A 15,481-nucleotide genomic window follows, 5' to 3' on the forward strand; every position below is an offset into this window, starting at 1 on the left:
TGCATCGATGGCATGTCGGCACGCGCTGCGGAAACGGCCGTCCAGTCGGTAGCTGGCCGCCGCTCGGCGTGACGCGGACGGCAGCGTCGATGAGACTGTCGGAATGCACATCGTGGTGGCGAACCGGGGAGAAGTGGCCGTTCGGGTGATGCGGACTGCGCGGGAACGCCGTGCCGCGACCCTCGCCCTGTACAGCGCGGACGACCCGGACGGCCTGTGGGTGCGGCTGGCCGACGATGCCCTGGAATTGCCCGGCGACGGGGCCGCGGCCTATCTCGACATCGATGCCGTCGTGAAAGCGGCCCGCACGGCCGGGCCCGGAGCCCTCGTCCACCCGGGCTACGGATTCCTCAGCGAGAGCGCCGCATTCGCCGAATCCTGCGCGGCGGCGGACCTGGTGTTCGTCGGCCCCTCCCCCGACGTGCTGCGTGTCTTCGGCGACAAGGTCGCCGCCCGCGCCGCCGCGGCGCGGGCGGGCGTGCCGGTCCTGCCCGCCACCGCCGCACATGCCACCCTCGCCGAGATCGGCGCATTGCTCACCGACCATCCCGGTGGAATCATGGTCAAGGCCGCCGCGGGCGGCGGCGGCCGCGGTATGCGCGTGGTGCGCGACCCGGCCCAGCTGGCCGAGGCGTACGAGCGCTGCCGGGCCGAAGCCCGCTCCGGATTCGGGGACGACACCGTCTACGCCGAAGCGCTGATGGACGAGGCCCGCCATATCGAGGTGCAGATCGTCGCGGACGGGCGGCGCGCGGTCGCGGTCGGCGACCGGGATTGCAGTGTGCAGCGGCGGCAGCAGAAACTCCTCGAGATCGCGCCCGCCCCGAATCTGGATGCGCCACTGCGGACCGCACTGCACGACTACGCGGTGCGATTGGCGGAATCGGTGGCCTGCCGGGGCGTGATCACCGTCGAGTTCCTGGTCTCGGGCGGCGACGCGTGGTTCCTCGAGGTGAATCCGCGACTCCAGGTCGAACACACCGTGACCGAGGAGGTCACCGGCCTGGACCTAGTGGCCCTCCAGCTGGATCTGGCCCAGGGGCACACGCTCGACGACCTCGGTATCGAGGCGACCCCGCCGCGCGGGTACGCGGTGCAGGCGCGACTCAACGCCGAGATCGTCACCGCCGGGGGCGAGGTGCTGCCCAGCACCGGACAGCTGCACCGGTTCACACCGCCGATCGGCATCGGGGTGCGCGTCGATACCGCCGCCTATCCGGGTATGCGACAGGGCGCGCGATTCGATTCACTGCTGGCGAAGGTCATAGCCCGGGGACCGTCGTATCCGGCCGCGCTGCGCCGCTGCGCCGACGCACTGGCCGAGACCGTCATCGACGGCGTCGACACCACCATCGCGCTACAGCGAGCGGTGCTCGAGGTGCTGGCCGACGGTGCGGTGGTGTCGACGGCGTGGTTCGAGCGGCAGGTCGGCGAACTCCTGTCCCGGGCGGTCGATATCGCGCCCGCCGCCGTCGCCGCGGCGACGGCGGGACCGGTGGCCGTGGAACCGGAGCTGGCCGATGACGAGCAGGCGCTGCGCTCCCCGCTGGGCGGCACGGTCGTCACCGTGGCCGAGGCGGGCACGCTGGTCGCGGCCGGTGCCGAGGTGGCGGTGCTGGAGGCGATGAAGATGCAGCACGTGGTGCGCGCCGAACAACCCTTGCGGGTGCGCCGCGCCCTGGTCGCACCCGGCAGCGTGGTGGATCCCCATACGCCGCTGCTGATCTGGACCGCGGCCGACCACGACGGCGCGATCGCCGATCTCGAGGCAGCGGACCTCGACGCGGTGCGCGAGGACCTCGCCGAGGTCCACGAACGCCACCGCCGCACCCGCGACGAGGCGCGCCCCGAGGCCGTGGCGAAACGGCACCGTCTCGGTCGGCGCACGGCGCGGGAGAACATCGCCGATCTGGTCGACGCGGGCAGTTTCATCGAGTACGGAGCCCTCGCGGTCGCGGCCCAGCGGCTGCGCCGCAGCCCCGAGGACCTCATCGCCAACACTCCCGCCGATGGGCTCGTCGCCGGGGTCGCCACCGTCAACGCCGACCGCTTCGGCACCGAGGCGGCCCGCGCGGTGGTCATGTCCTACGACTACACCGTGCTGGCGGGCACCCAGGGCATGCGCAATCACGCCAAGACCGACCGCATGCTGGAACTGGCTCGGGAACAACGACTTCCGGTGGTGTTCTGGACCGAGGGCGGCGGTGGGCGCCCCGGCGACACCGACTACTCGGGTATCTCCGGCCTGGACGTCACCACTTTCCGCGCCATGGGCGCGCTCTCCGGCACGGTCCCCCTCATCGGCATCGTGTCCGGTCGCTGCTTCGCCGGGAACGCCGCCCTGCTCGGCATGTGCGATGTCGTGATCGCCACCCCGGACGCGACTATCGGCATGGGTGGCCCGGCCATGATCGAGGGCGGCGGGCTGGGCGTGTACGCGCCCGAGGATATCGGCCCGGTCGAGGTGCAGCGCCGCAACGGCGTGGTGCACGTGGTGGCCGCCGACGAGGCCGAGGCGGTCGCCGTCGCCCGCCGGTACCTGGCCTACTTCCAGGGCGCGGACACCGAGTGGACGGCGCCCGACCCGCGCCTGTCCCGGCATGTGGTGCCGGAGAATCGATTGCGCGCCTTCGACATTCGCGCCGCCATCGACGCCGTCGCCGATATCGGCTCGGTGCTGGAGCTGCGCCGCGACTGGGGTGTCGGCATGGTGACCGCGCTGGTGCGGGTGCAGGGCCGCCCCTTCGGGCTCATCGCCAACGACTGCCACCATCTCGGCGGTGCCATCGACGCCCCCGCCGCCGACAAGTTGAGCGCCTTCCTGCGACTCTGCGACGCGCACCGGCTGCCGATCGTCTCCCTCTGCGACACACCGGGATTCATGGTCGGACCGGAGGCCGAGACGCACGCCACGGTCACCAGGTTCAGCCGGCTGTTCATCGACGCGGCGGCGCTGACGGTGCCCTGGGGCACCGTCATCCTGCGCAAGGGCTACGGCCTGGGCGCACAGGCCATGGCGGCGGGCTCCTTCCGCGCCCCGCGCTTCATCGTCGCCTGGCCGACCGGGGAGATCGGCGGTATGGGTCTGGAGGGCGCGGTGCGACTCGGCTTCGCCAAGGAACTCGCCGCCATCGAGGATCCGGCCGAGCGCGCCGCCGCCTTCGACAACCTGGTGCGACTCGCCTACGCCAACGGCAAGGCGCTCACCGCCGCGACCGTGCTGGAACTCGACGACGTCATCGACCCGGCGGACACCCGGCGGTGGATCGACACCCTGCGCTAGGCCACCGGTCCGCGCACCGTGCGGAAGAACTCCCGCAGATCCGCCGTGAGCAGGTCGGGCGCCTCCATGGCGGCGAAATGCCCACCGCGGTCGAACTCCGACCAGTGCACGACGGTGTTCTGCTTCTCGGCGAGCCCGCGAATGCTGTTCCCGCCCGGGAAGATCGCGACACCGGTCGGCACCCCGGAGTTCGTCGCCTCCCCGCCCCACTGCTGCGATTCCCGGTACAGCCGCATGGAGGACGCGGCGGTGTTGGTGAACCACAGCAGCGACAGGTTGGTCAGCAGTTGGTCACGGTCCATGGCCTCATCCGGCCGGGACTTCGCCGGATTGGTGTAGGTCTGGACGACGTCCAGAACCCAGGCCATCATGCCCGCCGGGGAATCCGAGACCGCGGGCGCGAGGGTCTGCGGCCGCGTGGAGTGCACCATGGCGTACGCGGAATGATCCTGATTCGACCAGCCCTGGAGCGCGGCCAACTTCTCCTGATCCTCCGGACCGTAGTCGGAGCCGTCGTCGTCCCAGGACGGGATGGTGATCGGGTCATTGAGGTGTACGCCGACCACATGCTCGGTATCGATGCGACCCACCTGCGGGGCGATGAAGGAACCGGCATCCCCGCCCTGCGCGGCGTAGCGCGAATATCCCAGCAGCGCCATGAGTTTCGCGATGAGTTCGGCCGCGCGCTCGGTGGCGGCGTCACCGGGCCGCCGCGTCGGACCCGACAGCCCGCACCCGGGCAGGCTCGGGATCACCAGGTGGAAGGCGTCGCTCGCCGCGCCGCCGTGCGCACGCGGATCGGTGAGCGGGCCGATCATGTCGGTGAAATCCGCGAACGGCCAGCCGTGGATCAGCACCAGCGGCAGCGCGTCCGCCTCCTGGGAGCGAATGTGCATGAAATGCAGACGCTGCCCGTCGATCTCGGTGACGAACTGCGGAATCTCGTTGCGAGCGGCCTCCGCGGCCCGCCAGTCGTACTCCGTACGCCAGTAGTCGGCGAGTTCGCGCACATACGAGGTCGGGATGCCGTAGCTCCAGTCCACCCCCGGCAGTTCATCCGGCCAGCGGGTATGGGCTAGGCGGGCGTTCAGGTCGTCGATCTCGCGCTGCGGAATGTCGATGCGGAAGGGCTCGATGGTCGTCATGGTTCCCACACTAGAAGTCACTTAGGTCAGATCCTGGCCTAAGCATGTGGCAATCTGGAGGCCATGCTGGAAACCTCGGCACGACTGCTGCGACTGCTGTCGCTGCTGCAAACCCATCGCGAGTGGTCCGGTCCCGAGCTGGCCGATCGACTCGGCGTCAGCGCCCGTACCGTGCGCCGCGATGTGGACCGGCTGCGGGAACTCGGCTACCCGGTCGACGCGGTCCAGGGCACGGCCGGATACCGGCTCGGCGCGGGCTCGTCCCTGCCGCCACTGCTGCTCGACGACGAGGAGGCCGTGGCGGTGGCCGTCGGGTTGCGCACCACGACCGGCGGCACCGTCTCCGGTATCGAGGAGGCGTCGCTGCGGGCGCTGGCCAAGCTGGAACAGGTGCTGCCGTCGCGGCTGCGTCACCGGCTGGCGGGGTTGGGGCGGTCGCTGGTGCGCGTGGAGGCCGCCGCGCCGCGCGTCGATCCCGACGTCCTCATCGCCCTCTCCGACGCCTGCGACCGGCACGAGCGACTGCGTTTCGACTACACCGATCACGCTGGGCGACAGACGATCCGCGAGGCGGAACCGCAGGCGGTGGTGAACTTCAACCGGCACTGGTACCTGGTCGCCTGGGATGTGGCGCGCGACGACTGGCGGTCCTATCGCGTGGACCGGCTGCGCCCGCGCATCCCCACCGGCCCCCGGTTCACACCCCGCGAACCACCCGACGGCGACGTGGTCGCATACCTGTCCCAACGGCTGTCCCAGTCGTCTTGGCCATATCAGGCCACGGTCACCCTGCACCGCGGGGCGGCCGAACTCGCCGACGAGATCTGGCCGGGCATGGGCGTCCTGGAGGCGGTCGACGACACCAGCTGTCTGCTGCACCTCGGCGCGGATTCGCCCTGGGCGCTGTCGTGGATGCTGACCTCGCTCGACACCGACTTCACCGTCACCGAACCGCCGGAACTGGTCGCCGAGATCGAGAAGCTCGCCCGCCGCTGCACCGCGGCAGTGCGCTGAATTGGCCGAACATATCTGCACTCGGCGGCCGTTCGCGCCCTACCGTGGACGAGAGGCGGTCGCCGCCGCCCGCGGCCCGAAAGGATTTTCCGTGCCCACCGCCCATCCCCCGGGTCCTCGGCTGCCGAGGATGGTTCAGACCGTGCTGTACGCGAAATGGCGCGGCTTCCTGCTCGAGCGCGCGGCCCGCCGCTACGGCGACGTGTTCAGCCTGCGCCTGGTGCCGCCCTACGCGGAACATGTGGTGATCTTCTCGCGGCCGGAGCACATTCGGGAGATCTTCGCCGCCGACCCGACCGATCTGCATGCGGGCGAAGGCAATCGGCTGCTCGTGCACATCATGGGCGAGCGTTCGGTGCTACTCACCGACGAACAGGAGCACGCCCGCGCACGGCGACTGCTCATGCCCGCCTTCACCGGATCGGCGCTGCACGGGTACCGGGCCATGGTGGAGGCGATCGCCAAAACGCATATCGACCGGTGGACGTCCGGGGCCACCCTGCCCGCCCTGGATCGCATGAACGAGCTCACCCTCGATGTGATCATGCAGGTGGTCTTCGGCATGACCGACGAGCGCCGGCGGGGCGAACTCGCACCGCGACTGCGGCGCATCGTCAACATCAACCCGATCGTGTTCTTCGGCTGGAAGTATCCGCGCCTGGCGCGCTTCGGGGTATGGCGGCGTTTCCGCGAGAACCAGCTCGCCATCGACGCCCTGCTGTTCGACGAGATCACCCGCCGCCGTGCGCACCCCGATACCGACCAGCGCGCCGATGTGCTGTCCCGACTGCTGGCGGTGGGGTCCGGCGACCATCCGGCCGATCAGCCGCTCTCCGACGCGGAACTGCGCGATCAGCTCATCACCCTGCTGCTGGCCGGGCACGAGACCACCGCGTCCGCGCTGGCTTGGGCGTTCCAGGAGCTGGCCGCGAATCCGGAGGTCCAGGACACCGCCCGGCGAGCCGCCCACGACGGTGACGACAAGTACCTGGAGGCGGTGCTCAAGGAGTCGCTGCGGCGGCGTACCGTCATCGCCGCCACCGGGCGCAGAATCACCCGCGATATGACCATCGGCGGTATCGAGCTGCCGCGGGGCACCGTCGTGTCGACCTCGATCCTGTTGGCGCATCAGCGGTTCGACGCCTATCCGGACGCCGCCCGTTTCCGGCCCGACCGGTTCCTGGACGGCAGCGTCGCACCGAATACCTGGCTGCCGTTCGGCGGCGGGGTGCGCCGCTGCATCGGCGCGGGCTTCTCGCTCATGGAGGGCGCCGTCGTGCTGCGGGAGGTTCTCGGCCGCTTCGCCCTCGAACTGCCCGAGGACGGGTCCGTGGAGCGGACGCGCATTCGCAATATCACCCATGTGCCCGCGGGCGGGGCGCGCATCACCGTGCGCGCCGCGGCCGCACCGTCGTGACGTGCGGGCCTCGGTGCGCTTCCGCTGTCGGTGACGGTGGTCCCGGCCATGGCCGGAGAGCGATCGTGGTTGTAGTTTGAGCTGATGCAGGTCACTGTTCGCCCGGCAACCGATTCGGATATCCCCGAACTCGCCCGCGTCCTCGGCATCGCCTTCCTGGACGACCCCGTCGCCACCTACTTCGTGCCCGATGCCGGCGTGCGGGCGGACCGCATGGCGCTCATGTACGCCACGCTGACGCGCACCCATTTCCTGCGCTACGGCGGTGTGGACGTGGTCGAGGACGATGCGGGAACCATTGTCGGCGCGGCGGTCTGGGCTCCGCCGGGACACTGGCACGCCTCGACCGCGGCCACCCTGCGGGCCGCACCGAACATGATCCGCGCCTTCCGCGGCCGCATCCGCCTGGCCGGGCGGATGGCCGAACGCATGGCGGACGTACACCCTCGCGAACCGCACTGGTATCTGGCCTTCATCGGCACCCTGCCCACGGCGCGCGGGCGCGGATACGGTCAGGCGCTGCTGAACTCGCGCCTGGACCGCTGCGACGCCGAGGGCGTGCCTACCTACCTCGAATCCAGCAAGGCCGAGAACGTCCCCTATTACGAGCGTTTCGGGTTCGTTCAGACCGCCGAGCACGATTTCACCGACGGCGGGCCGCTGGTCTGGTCGATGTGGCGGGAACCCGCTGATCAGGCGGATTGACGTCGGCGTTATGGCGAACTTTCTTGCGTCACAGTGACGTTGGCCGATTCTGATGTTGAATGGACGGCATGAGTGACTGGAGTTCACCGTACGTCTACCCGTCCGTGATCGAGTTCGTCGAGAACTACCTCAGCGTGGTGTACCGGCGCGACGTGATCAACGACCCCAACCAGGCGTGGTGCGTCGAATGGTGGAAGCACGCGGAGGCGGTGGCGCGGCTGGATGTGCTGTGGCGGGCCTGGGAGCACTACCGCCTGGATTCGCGCACGGGACTGAGCGTGTGGTTCCTCGATCACGCCGACCCGCAGATGGCCCGGCTACTCGCGGCGAACGGACCCTTCCGGTTCTGCTCGGTGACCAACGGGCATCAGAGCATGCTCGGCCCGCTGCCGCTGGTCTCACCCCGGAAGGGACTGTTCACCGATCCGACCGCATAGGAGCTTCAGCGCTTGCGGGCCATCCCCGCCACGATGAGGTCCTCCCAGATGCTCAGATCCTTCTGCACCGGATCGGTTCCCGGTGCGGGCGGCTCCGGCCGCCAGCGGGCGCACGGTGCCATTCCCGGCTCGAGCAGTTCGAGATCGCCGAAGAAGCTCTTGATCTTCTCCTCGTCGCGCCAGGTTCCGACCCCGAAGGCGTCCCGGATCTTGCGCTCGGTGGCGACCGCCTCCCGAGTACGCCCGGTGCGGAAATGCGAGATGTAGACGCGACTTTCGGGCGCGAGGCGCTGCGACCAGTCCCGCACCACCGCGGCCGGATCGGCCTCGTCATCGAGGAAGCTGAGCACCACGCCGAAGATGATGCCGACCGGCTCGTCGAAATCGATGAGCCGCTGCACATCGGGATGCTCCCGAATCGCCGACGGGTCACCGACATCGGCCTCCACCACCGCGATGTTCTCGTCGATGGCCAGCAGCGCCCGCCCGTGCGCCACCACGAACGGATCGTTGTCGACGTACACCACACGCGCATCGGGGACCTTGCGCCGCAACACATCGTGCACATTCTCGTCGGTCGGCAGTCCACAACCCATATCGATGACTTGCCGGATGCCGTCCGAGGCCATATCGCGGGCCGCGCGGAGGATGGCTTGACGATTCGTAATGGCCAGCATCTCCGACCCGGGGAGATCGCCCATGAAGAAATCCCCGACGTCCTTGTCCACCCCGTAGTTGTCGCGCCCACCGAGCACGTAGCTGTACACGCGCGCCACACTCGGCCGTGATTGCCGTGCCCGCATGGCGTTGATATTCAAGTCTCGCAACCCCTTTACCCTTCCGTGCACCAGCGGTCGATGATCGCACGGGCAGCTCGCCGGTAGGCGGAACCACGACAGAAGATCATTCCAGATCGCGTCCGTGTGGAGCAGTCGTTCGCATCTGACGATACAGGTGTAAGCCCGGGATTCCATCAGCATTGAAATCTTCGGGGTGAAGATTCATCGCGCAGTCCGCACGTACGCTCTGACCTGCGGTTGAATGACCGAATGGTCCGAATGAGGAGGTCGCAGAACAAGATCGGCTACGGTATGGGTGATCGAAGGAGGGGAAGTGACGGAGGGCCCACGGCCGAACCTGCGGACCCGCCTGCGCGCACTACGGCAGGGTGAACGGGATGCGGGGGTGCTGGAGGCCCTGCGCGCGGCCGGACGGGCGGCGCATCAGGAACAGTTGCTGGCCGACCAGGCGCGCGCGGAGCTGACGCTCGCGGGCACAGCGTCTGGCAGGCGTCGCCGGCGACCCAGTCGCGGCTGCTCGCCGCCTGGTCGGCGACCGCATGGCAGACGCTCAGCGAATCCGTGCTGGATACGGTGTACGCCGTCGATCCCCGTACCGCCGGGTACGTGCCGCCGGTGACCTATGACCTGGTGTGGCGATGGCTGAACATGGTGGAGCAGTGGCTGAAATTCGCCCGCGCCGCCACCCTCGATCCGCGGTTCGAGATCACCACCGTCCTGCCGGTGCCGACCTCGCTCCAGGTGGGTCCGGTCGCGACCAATACCCCACGGCCACATCGTCATGCCCTGACCGCCGCGGTGTCCACCGCTCGACAGCTGGCCGAAGCGGCGGTGTACGCCCTCGAAACCGACACGCCCGCGGAGTACGAACCGAAGTTGAACCGCATTCGGTCCCTGGCCGGGCAGGCGGCCGTGCAGTCGGACTATCTCGTCGGGCTGCATCCGGCACTGGACAACGAGGATTTGCACCACCTCATCGATGAGCGCGTGCGCAACACGCTGGATCTGTGGGTGACCATCGGGCAGACGGCGGCCATGCCCGCGCTGTTGTCGCGACGGACCCGGTCGGCACATGCCGCCCGCGCGTCGCGTCCCGCCGGCCCGCCCGCCGCGCCACCACGGCCGCAACCCGTCCCCGCCCGACCGCCGCACGAACCTCGGCTCGCCCTCGGTCCGGGTCTGCCGCTGGGGTCGAGAGAACTGCCCGACGCCAGCGTCGGTCGCGGATCCGCCGTGTTGGGGCTGCGGCTCACCCCGGGCGTCAGCCACACCGTGAGCCTGATCATGGACGGCGACAGCCCCTTTCGCGTATCCACCCGGAGCGAGCACGGCACCGAAGTAGCGGTGCTGGCGCAGGCGGTCGGCGGCTATCGCGGTGTGCTTCCGCTGGATCTCGGCGTGGTCCCGGCGACGCTGCACATCGACACCTCCGCAGATATGCGGTGGCGCGTGACGATCGACCGGCTGAGCAACGCCCCCAGATGGAACGGGCGGGCGTCGGGCGCGGGATCAGCGGTCCTGCGGGTCCCGACCCGGCTTCGCATGGGATTCGCCGAACTCCGCGTCCGTCACACCGGATCCGCCCGCTTCCGAGTCGTCGCCCACACCCCGTGGCCCACACTGCTCGTGGACGGCGTCGGCCCATACCGCGGCACCGTGGCTCTCCCCGCCGGATCGCACACGCTCCAGATCGACGCGGATGGCTCCTGGTCCATCTCCCTACCGTCCACGCTCGCGGACTGACACCCCGCTCAGGACAGCACCAACAGCGTGACGGTCGCCGCCGCCCCCAGGAAGAGCGACGCCGCGACAATCGCCGCCATCAACCGCATCCGCGTGGACGGCCCCCGATAGAGCGGCCCGTCCTCGAGCATGTCGTGGGTTTCCAGCTCCGGATCCCGCATGAGCCGTTCGCGGTAGTCGTCCATGCGGACGAGGGTATCCGGACCGGAGAGCTAGTCGCACGGGTAAGTCATGCTCAGGCGCATGCTCACGGCGCGCTCCGTGCTAGCAAGCTGATGCGCTGCGGTCATGCTGTCCCGGCGCGACTACTCGTCCTTGTCAAGACCGGCGTGCGGAAACAACTTCCGGTACGGTTTCACCATGGCGAGCATGAAAGTGGGATCAGGCGCAGGCGATCGCGGGGTCGGGTGCCGACCGGCGTCGCCGACAGCAGCGGCCTGATCCGAGTGGATGCTGCCGAAACCGTTACGCCGAGGCGGATTTCGGCGTGGCTGGTGCGGAGCAGCAGCATGTGAGGACCGTTGACAGGGTCGAGGCTGCCGGAGTTCTTCAAGGGCGTAGCCGATGGACTGCGCAGCCAGCAGATACCACGCATCGCCGAGTACATCGAAAGGAGCTACGGCGGCCCGCTCGGTGCGAACGGCCTTCGGACTGTCAGCCGTGGGGCAGGTGACGCCGACGCGTTGGCTGCCGAACAGGTGAAGCATCCTATCGAGGGCACAGGCCAGGCCGTTCCACCGGCACCGTTGCTGTCGCCCCACGATGTCGAGAACTCCTTGACAAACCTTGCCATGTTCAGTGCCGACCGGCTCCGCGCCTTTGGTCCCGGGTCGGGTTTCAGCGGCGTCTACCACCCTGGAACCCGGAAAATGCTCGCCTACCCGAGTGGTGATACGACAAGGCTCGATATCCCAGGAGAGCCAACGAACCTGGTACCCCGGTACGGAGGTCATGTGGACGTTGAGGACAAACTTCTGGAAGCGATAAATCGTGATTACGGCGAGAGTGTCGGGTTCAGTGCGGTGTTGCGGGAGGATGGCTCTCTTGGCTGTAGGTGGACATCCAGGTCGGTGAATGGTGAAAACCGTAGCTTCGACGGTCCGTTTGTCCCGGAGGACTTGCGTCCGGAAATCATGAGAACTCTACGTGAAATCACTGGTAGAAAGGTGGAGTCTGACGTATGACGGTGACAGAGATCAATGGTCTGCCGTTGCCGGAGACCCTGGTGGGGGCGATCGGGGAAGGCCGATGGAAGGCGCCGGACACGCGGCTCCTGAAACAGGTTTTTGGTGAGGAGCCGCAGCAGCCGAACTTCTACTCGCTCGAGTACATGCGGACCGAGAACCGACACTGGATCGATGTTGCTGCTCAGGCACCGGCCCTGTGCGGCCACCCGGACGAGTCGACCCCACCCGGCGATATCGATCCCGCCCTGTCGGTACTGATCGGAGATCTCGGCTACGACCAGCCGTTCGCATTGGACTTCCGTACCTCGAGGGTGGAACCACGGGTAATCTACGCGTCACTGCAATCCGGACGTTGGATTACTGTAGCGCCGCAGATCGAGCATCTCTTGCGCCAATTAGGACTCTGAGAGAAGACCTTGCGGCGCAGGCGGCCTGCCGTAGGCGTTTGTGACCGTACTTGCGCCATACGCACGGCGAATTCACCGTGCCGACCGAGGTCTGTGCGGAGATCGGGAGCCCACGCGAGATGGGTTTCATCCGACCCGATCTGCTTTCGGTGACCGAGTGGACAGAGCCGGGCCGTCGCGGCGAGTGGCCAGTAGTTCGTCGAGTTGTCGTTCGGCGCGTTCGGCTCGGGCCAGGGTTTGGGCGCGGGCGTCGTCCAGGGCGGCGAGTTTGGTGGCGGCGTCGTGTTGGGCCTTGTCGAGGGCGGCCGCGGCCTCGGTGCGGACGGCGGCGATATCGGCGGCGGCGGTGCGGCGGGATTCGGTGAACTCGGTGCGGGTGCGTTCCAGTTCAGCGCGGACCTGCCGGAGTTCGTCGCGGGTTTCGGTGAGGGCCTGATTGCGTTCGGCGACAGCGTTTTCGGCGCGCTCGATGGCGCGGTCGGCATCGGCGGCCCGCTGCACCGCGAGATCACGTTCGGCACCCGCGGCGGTGACGCGTTGTGCGGCGTCGCGGCGCACCTGTTCGATTTCGGCGGCGGCCTTGGTGCGGGCCAGGTCGATGTCCTCGGTGGCCTGCTCGCGTATCCGCTCGATCTCCGCGGCGGTTTCGCGGCGCACCTCCCGAATCTCGGTCTCGGCGGCGGCGCGGGCGGCGAATACGTCGTCGGCGGCCTGGGTAGTGATCCGTTCGACCTCGCGCAGGGCGTCATCACGGGCCGCGACCGCCTCCGCGATCCTGGCCTCCGCCGCTTCGGCGGCGGCCGCCGCGTCCTCGGCCGCCGATTCCGCCGCCGCCCGCGCCTCCTCGCTGTCTCGCCGCGCCTGCTCGGCCGCGGCGGCCGCCATCTCGGCCTCCGCGATTCGGCGCGCGGCATCCGCCTGCACCGCCTTAACCTGAGCCTCCGCGACGGATGGATCGGCCAGCGTGGACATCTCCGCCACCGCCGCCGACAGTGTCGTCCCCAACTGCTCCGCGAGCCCACGGAACTGCACAAGCAATTCATCGGCCCGCATCCGCGCCACTGTCACCGGCCCCTGTTGCGTCACAGTGACATTAGCGGCTGGGGTCTCTTCCTCCGCCTGCTGCAACCGCTGCCGCTCCCGCCACGCCCGCCAGCGCGTGTGCTCGGGGTGGTCACAGTACTCGGAAGGCCGTCCCGGCCCGCCGCCGCGATGGATGGGGCGGGTGCAGCCGGGATAGTTGCAGATGCTCGACACGAGCAGAATCGTAGCGTTTGTTTCGTCATTTGCAACGGAACAACACGAAACGAATCCCTCAGCGCCGCAAATCAACTCACGACGTTCTGACCCCCGATAAGTGAACCTTATCGGGGGTTAGACCCTACTCACTCCCCTGGTCCACCACGCAAACAATACGTTTACGTTTGGTTTGCACAAACGATACGAAAGGCCAACGAAACTCTACGAAAACTGTGCTCGGTGGTACCCCCGTGCCAGACCCGAGCAGCATCGGCACAAACCGGACATCGGCGGAGTCGCCGTAGCATGATCAGATGACTCAGGCGAACGAATGGAGATCCCAGCCGCCGGAACTACTGGCGAGGCGAGCGAATTCGTTCGGCGCGGCGGCGGAGTCCTACGATGCCCACCGGCCCGACTATCCGATCGACGCGGTGCGGTGGGCACTCGAACCGGTGGGCGAGCGGAACCGGGTCCTCGATATCGGCGCGGGCACAGGGAAGCTCACCGGCGTGCTCCTCGGTGCGGGCGCGCAGGTGACCGCGGTCGAACCGGATGCGGAGATGCGGGCGGTGCTGGCACGCCGTTACCCCGAGGTGCCGACGATGGCGGGTGCGGCGGAATCGATTCCGCTACACGATGCCTCGGTCGATGCCGTGCTGGCCGGTCAGGCGTTCCACTGGTTCGACCAAGCTCGGGCATTCCCAGAGTTCGCCCGTGTGCTGCGCCCCGGTGGCGTGGTGGCGGCCTTCTGGAATTCCCCTGATACGTCGATCGAGTGGATCGCCGAATTGAATCGCATCGCGCGCTCGTCGGTGTCGACTGCCCGGGGCATGGATGACAGCCTGGTCGGCCATCCGCTGTTCCATACTCCGAACCGGGCGGAGTTCCCCCATATGCAGCGACGTACGGCCGAAAGTCTCACCACCACGATCGGGACGCATTCACATACACTGGTCCTCCCCCGAGCCGAGCGCGCCGAGGTGCTGGACAGGATTGCGGCCTATCTCGGCGGGCACCCGGAAACCGCTGGCGGCGAGTTCGATTTCCCGCTGCGTACGAAGGTGATTCGCGTGGTCCTGAGGTGAACGGCCTCAGGCGTACCACCACGACAGCGCGAAGACGACCACGAGCGCCGCGACGAAGACGACAGCCAGGGCTCTGGCCAGGGGTGGGCTGAATTCCTGTAGCCGCTCGACGCCGATGTAGAGCACACCGATCAGCAGAATGGGAACGATCGCGGGGACGATCAAGGCGACCAGCGGACCGATGATCCATCCGGCCGTTCGGAACTTGCCCCAGGCGGTGCCGAGGAGTAGCGGGATCAGGATCGCGCCGACGAAGCCGCCGATCAGGGCTGGGATCGGGCGTTCGCCGATCCACGGTACGCCGGGGATGCCGTCGACGTTCAGGAGGTCGAGGGTGGACCAGATGCCCAGCAGGACAATCGCGAGCAGGCTGCCCCAGAGGGCACCGCGGTAGTGCCACTTCTGCATTCGCGACCAGTCGACCTGGCGGGCGTGGTAGATGGTCGCGGCGGTGACGGCCGACCAGACCATCCAGCGGCGGATCAGCCCGGTTCCCGTCTTGCCCATGGCGTCGCGGAAGATGCGGTCGGCCTCGTCGCGGTGTATCTCGCGTTCGGCGATATAGCTCGCGGGCTCGTCCTTGGACAGCACCAGACCGTCGTGCAGGATGGCCGCGGGCAGATGCGCGCCGGTCTTGGGTACCAGCCAGGTCAGAAAGGCCGGAACCGAGGTGAGATCGGTGGTCCAGTTCTCCAGGTCGGCGGGTACCAGTATGCGACCGACGCCCACTTCCGGGGCGTCGTCGTAGTAGCCGATCCGCCGCGTCAGCCGGAACTCCTCACGCCGAGTGGTGTGGTTGAACCGGCGGTCCAACACGATGGCGAGATCGGGCGGCGCGGCGAATCCCCCGACCGATTCCTCGGATTCGATCCTCGGTTCCGGTGCCTCCGCCGACGGGACGTTGACGACGACCGCCTCGGAGTCGATGGCGTCCGCCGCCTCCTCGGCGGGCGCCTCACCGCCGTCGTAGAAGGGTCCGTCGTCCTGCTCCACCTGGAGCTTCATACTGATCAGGG

At 68.3% G+C, this 15,481-nt stretch carries 14 protein-coding genes; 9 read left to right on the forward strand and 5 right to left on the reverse strand.

The window, feature by feature from the left end; genetic code table 11:
• The first annotated feature begins 103 nt into the window (after nt 1-103).
• The gene (locus FOH10_RS13880; RefSeq protein ID WP_143981009.1) at nt 104-3,283 is read left to right on the forward strand and encodes an acetyl-CoA carboxylase family protein; all 3,180 of its coding nucleotides are present in this window, start codon (nt 104-106) and stop codon (nt 3,281-3,283) included.
• Here the strand turns inward: FOH10_RS13880 and FOH10_RS13885 are convergent.
• Nucleotides 3,280-4,428 (reverse strand): epoxide hydrolase family protein, encoded by a 1,149-nt coding sequence (locus FOH10_RS13885; protein ID WP_143981010.1) that lies wholly within the window; start codon nt 4,426-4,428, stop codon nt 3,280-3,282. The genes FOH10_RS13880 and FOH10_RS13885 overlap by 4 nt on opposite strands.
• A gap of 63 nt (nt 4,429-4,491) precedes the next feature.
• On the opposite strand from FOH10_RS13885, the gene FOH10_RS13890 reads away from it, so the two are divergent.
• The 4 genes from FOH10_RS13890 to FOH10_RS13905 all read left to right on the forward strand — a co-directional run bounded on the left by FOH10_RS13890 (nt 4,492) and on the right by FOH10_RS13905 (nt 8,001).
• Nucleotides 4,492-5,442: a helix-turn-helix transcriptional regulator gene (locus FOH10_RS13890; protein ID WP_143981011.1), complete on the forward strand. Its 951-nt coding sequence runs from the start codon at nt 4,492-4,494 to the stop codon at nt 5,440-5,442.
• A 130-nt stretch (nt 5,443-5,572) separates the two neighbouring features.
• Nucleotides 5,573-6,859, forward strand: a complete 1,287-nt coding sequence (locus tag FOH10_RS13895) for a cytochrome P450 (RefSeq protein WP_244961973.1) — start codon at nt 5,573-5,575, stop codon at nt 6,857-6,859.
• 84 nt (nt 6,860-6,943) lie between these two features.
• Complete coding sequence (locus tag FOH10_RS13900; RefSeq protein WP_143981013.1) at nt 6,944-7,564, forward strand: GNAT family N-acetyltransferase; 621 nt, start codon at nt 6,944-6,946, stop codon at nt 7,562-7,564.
• Between the two features lie 68 nt (nt 7,565-7,632).
• Nucleotides 7,633-8,001: a DUF4913 domain-containing protein gene (locus tag FOH10_RS13905; RefSeq protein ID WP_029927470.1), complete on the forward strand. Its 369-nt coding sequence runs from the start codon at nt 7,633-7,635 to the stop codon at nt 7,999-8,001.
• A gap of 5 nt (nt 8,002-8,006) precedes the next feature.
• Here the strand turns inward: FOH10_RS13905 and FOH10_RS13910 are convergent, their stop codons facing one another.
• On the reverse strand, nt 8,007-8,828 hold the full coding sequence (locus FOH10_RS13910) for an SAM-dependent methyltransferase (protein WP_228813914.1): 822 nt from the start codon (nt 8,826-8,828) through the stop codon (nt 8,007-8,009).
• A gap of 534 nt (nt 8,829-9,362) precedes the next feature.
• Here FOH10_RS13910 and FOH10_RS13915 point away from each other — a divergent pair.
• A complete protein-coding gene (locus tag FOH10_RS13915) occupies nt 9,363-10,544 on the forward strand; it encodes a hypothetical protein (RefSeq protein ID WP_143981014.1) in 1,182 nt (393 codons plus the stop codon).
• An 8-nt stretch (nt 10,545-10,552) separates the two neighbouring features.
• Here FOH10_RS13915 and FOH10_RS34805 read toward each other — a convergent pair whose 3' ends face one another.
• A complete protein-coding gene (locus tag FOH10_RS34805) occupies nt 10,553-10,729 on the reverse strand; it encodes a hypothetical protein (protein WP_186000830.1) in 177 nt (58 codons plus the stop codon).
• Between the two features lie 336 nt (nt 10,730-11,065).
• Here FOH10_RS34805 and FOH10_RS13920 point away from each other — a divergent pair, with 336 nt between their 5' ends.
• Nucleotides 11,066-11,728: a hypothetical protein gene (locus tag FOH10_RS13920; protein WP_143981015.1), complete on the forward strand. Its 663-nt coding sequence runs from the start codon at nt 11,066-11,068 to the stop codon at nt 11,726-11,728.
• A complete protein-coding gene (locus FOH10_RS13925) occupies nt 11,725-12,138 on the forward strand; it encodes an SMI1/KNR4 family protein (RefSeq protein ID WP_143981016.1) in 414 nt (137 codons plus the stop codon). The genes FOH10_RS13920 and FOH10_RS13925 overlap by 4 nt, the downstream gene beginning before the upstream one ends.
• 126 nt (nt 12,139-12,264) lie before the next feature.
• Here the strand turns inward: FOH10_RS13925 and FOH10_RS13930 are convergent, their stop codons facing one another.
• Nucleotides 12,265-13,395 (reverse strand): coiled-coil domain-containing protein, encoded by a 1,131-nt coding sequence (locus tag FOH10_RS13930; protein ID WP_244961974.1) that lies wholly within the window; start codon nt 13,393-13,395, stop codon nt 12,265-12,267.
• Between the two features lie 437 nt (nt 13,396-13,832).
• Here FOH10_RS13930 and FOH10_RS13935 point away from each other — a divergent pair, with 437 nt between their 5' ends.
• On the forward strand, nt 13,833-14,465 hold the full coding sequence (locus FOH10_RS13935) for a class I SAM-dependent methyltransferase (RefSeq protein ID WP_244961975.1): 633 nt from the start codon (nt 13,833-13,835) through the stop codon (nt 14,463-14,465).
• 6 nt (nt 14,466-14,471) lie between these two features.
• Here FOH10_RS13935 and FOH10_RS13940 read toward each other — a convergent pair whose 3' ends face one another.
• Nucleotides 14,472-15,470 carry a DUF1353 domain-containing protein gene (locus FOH10_RS13940; protein WP_143981018.1) on the reverse strand — a complete coding sequence of 333 codons (999 nt, stop codon included), beginning with the start codon at nt 15,468-15,470 and terminating at the stop codon, nt 14,472-14,474.
• Nucleotides 15,471-15,481: the final 11 nt, after the last annotated feature.

Source organism: Nocardia otitidiscaviarum (genome assembly GCF_007362295.1).
Taxonomy (GTDB): Bacteria; Actinomycetota; Actinomycetes; order Mycobacteriales; family Mycobacteriaceae; genus Nocardia; species Nocardia otitidiscaviarum.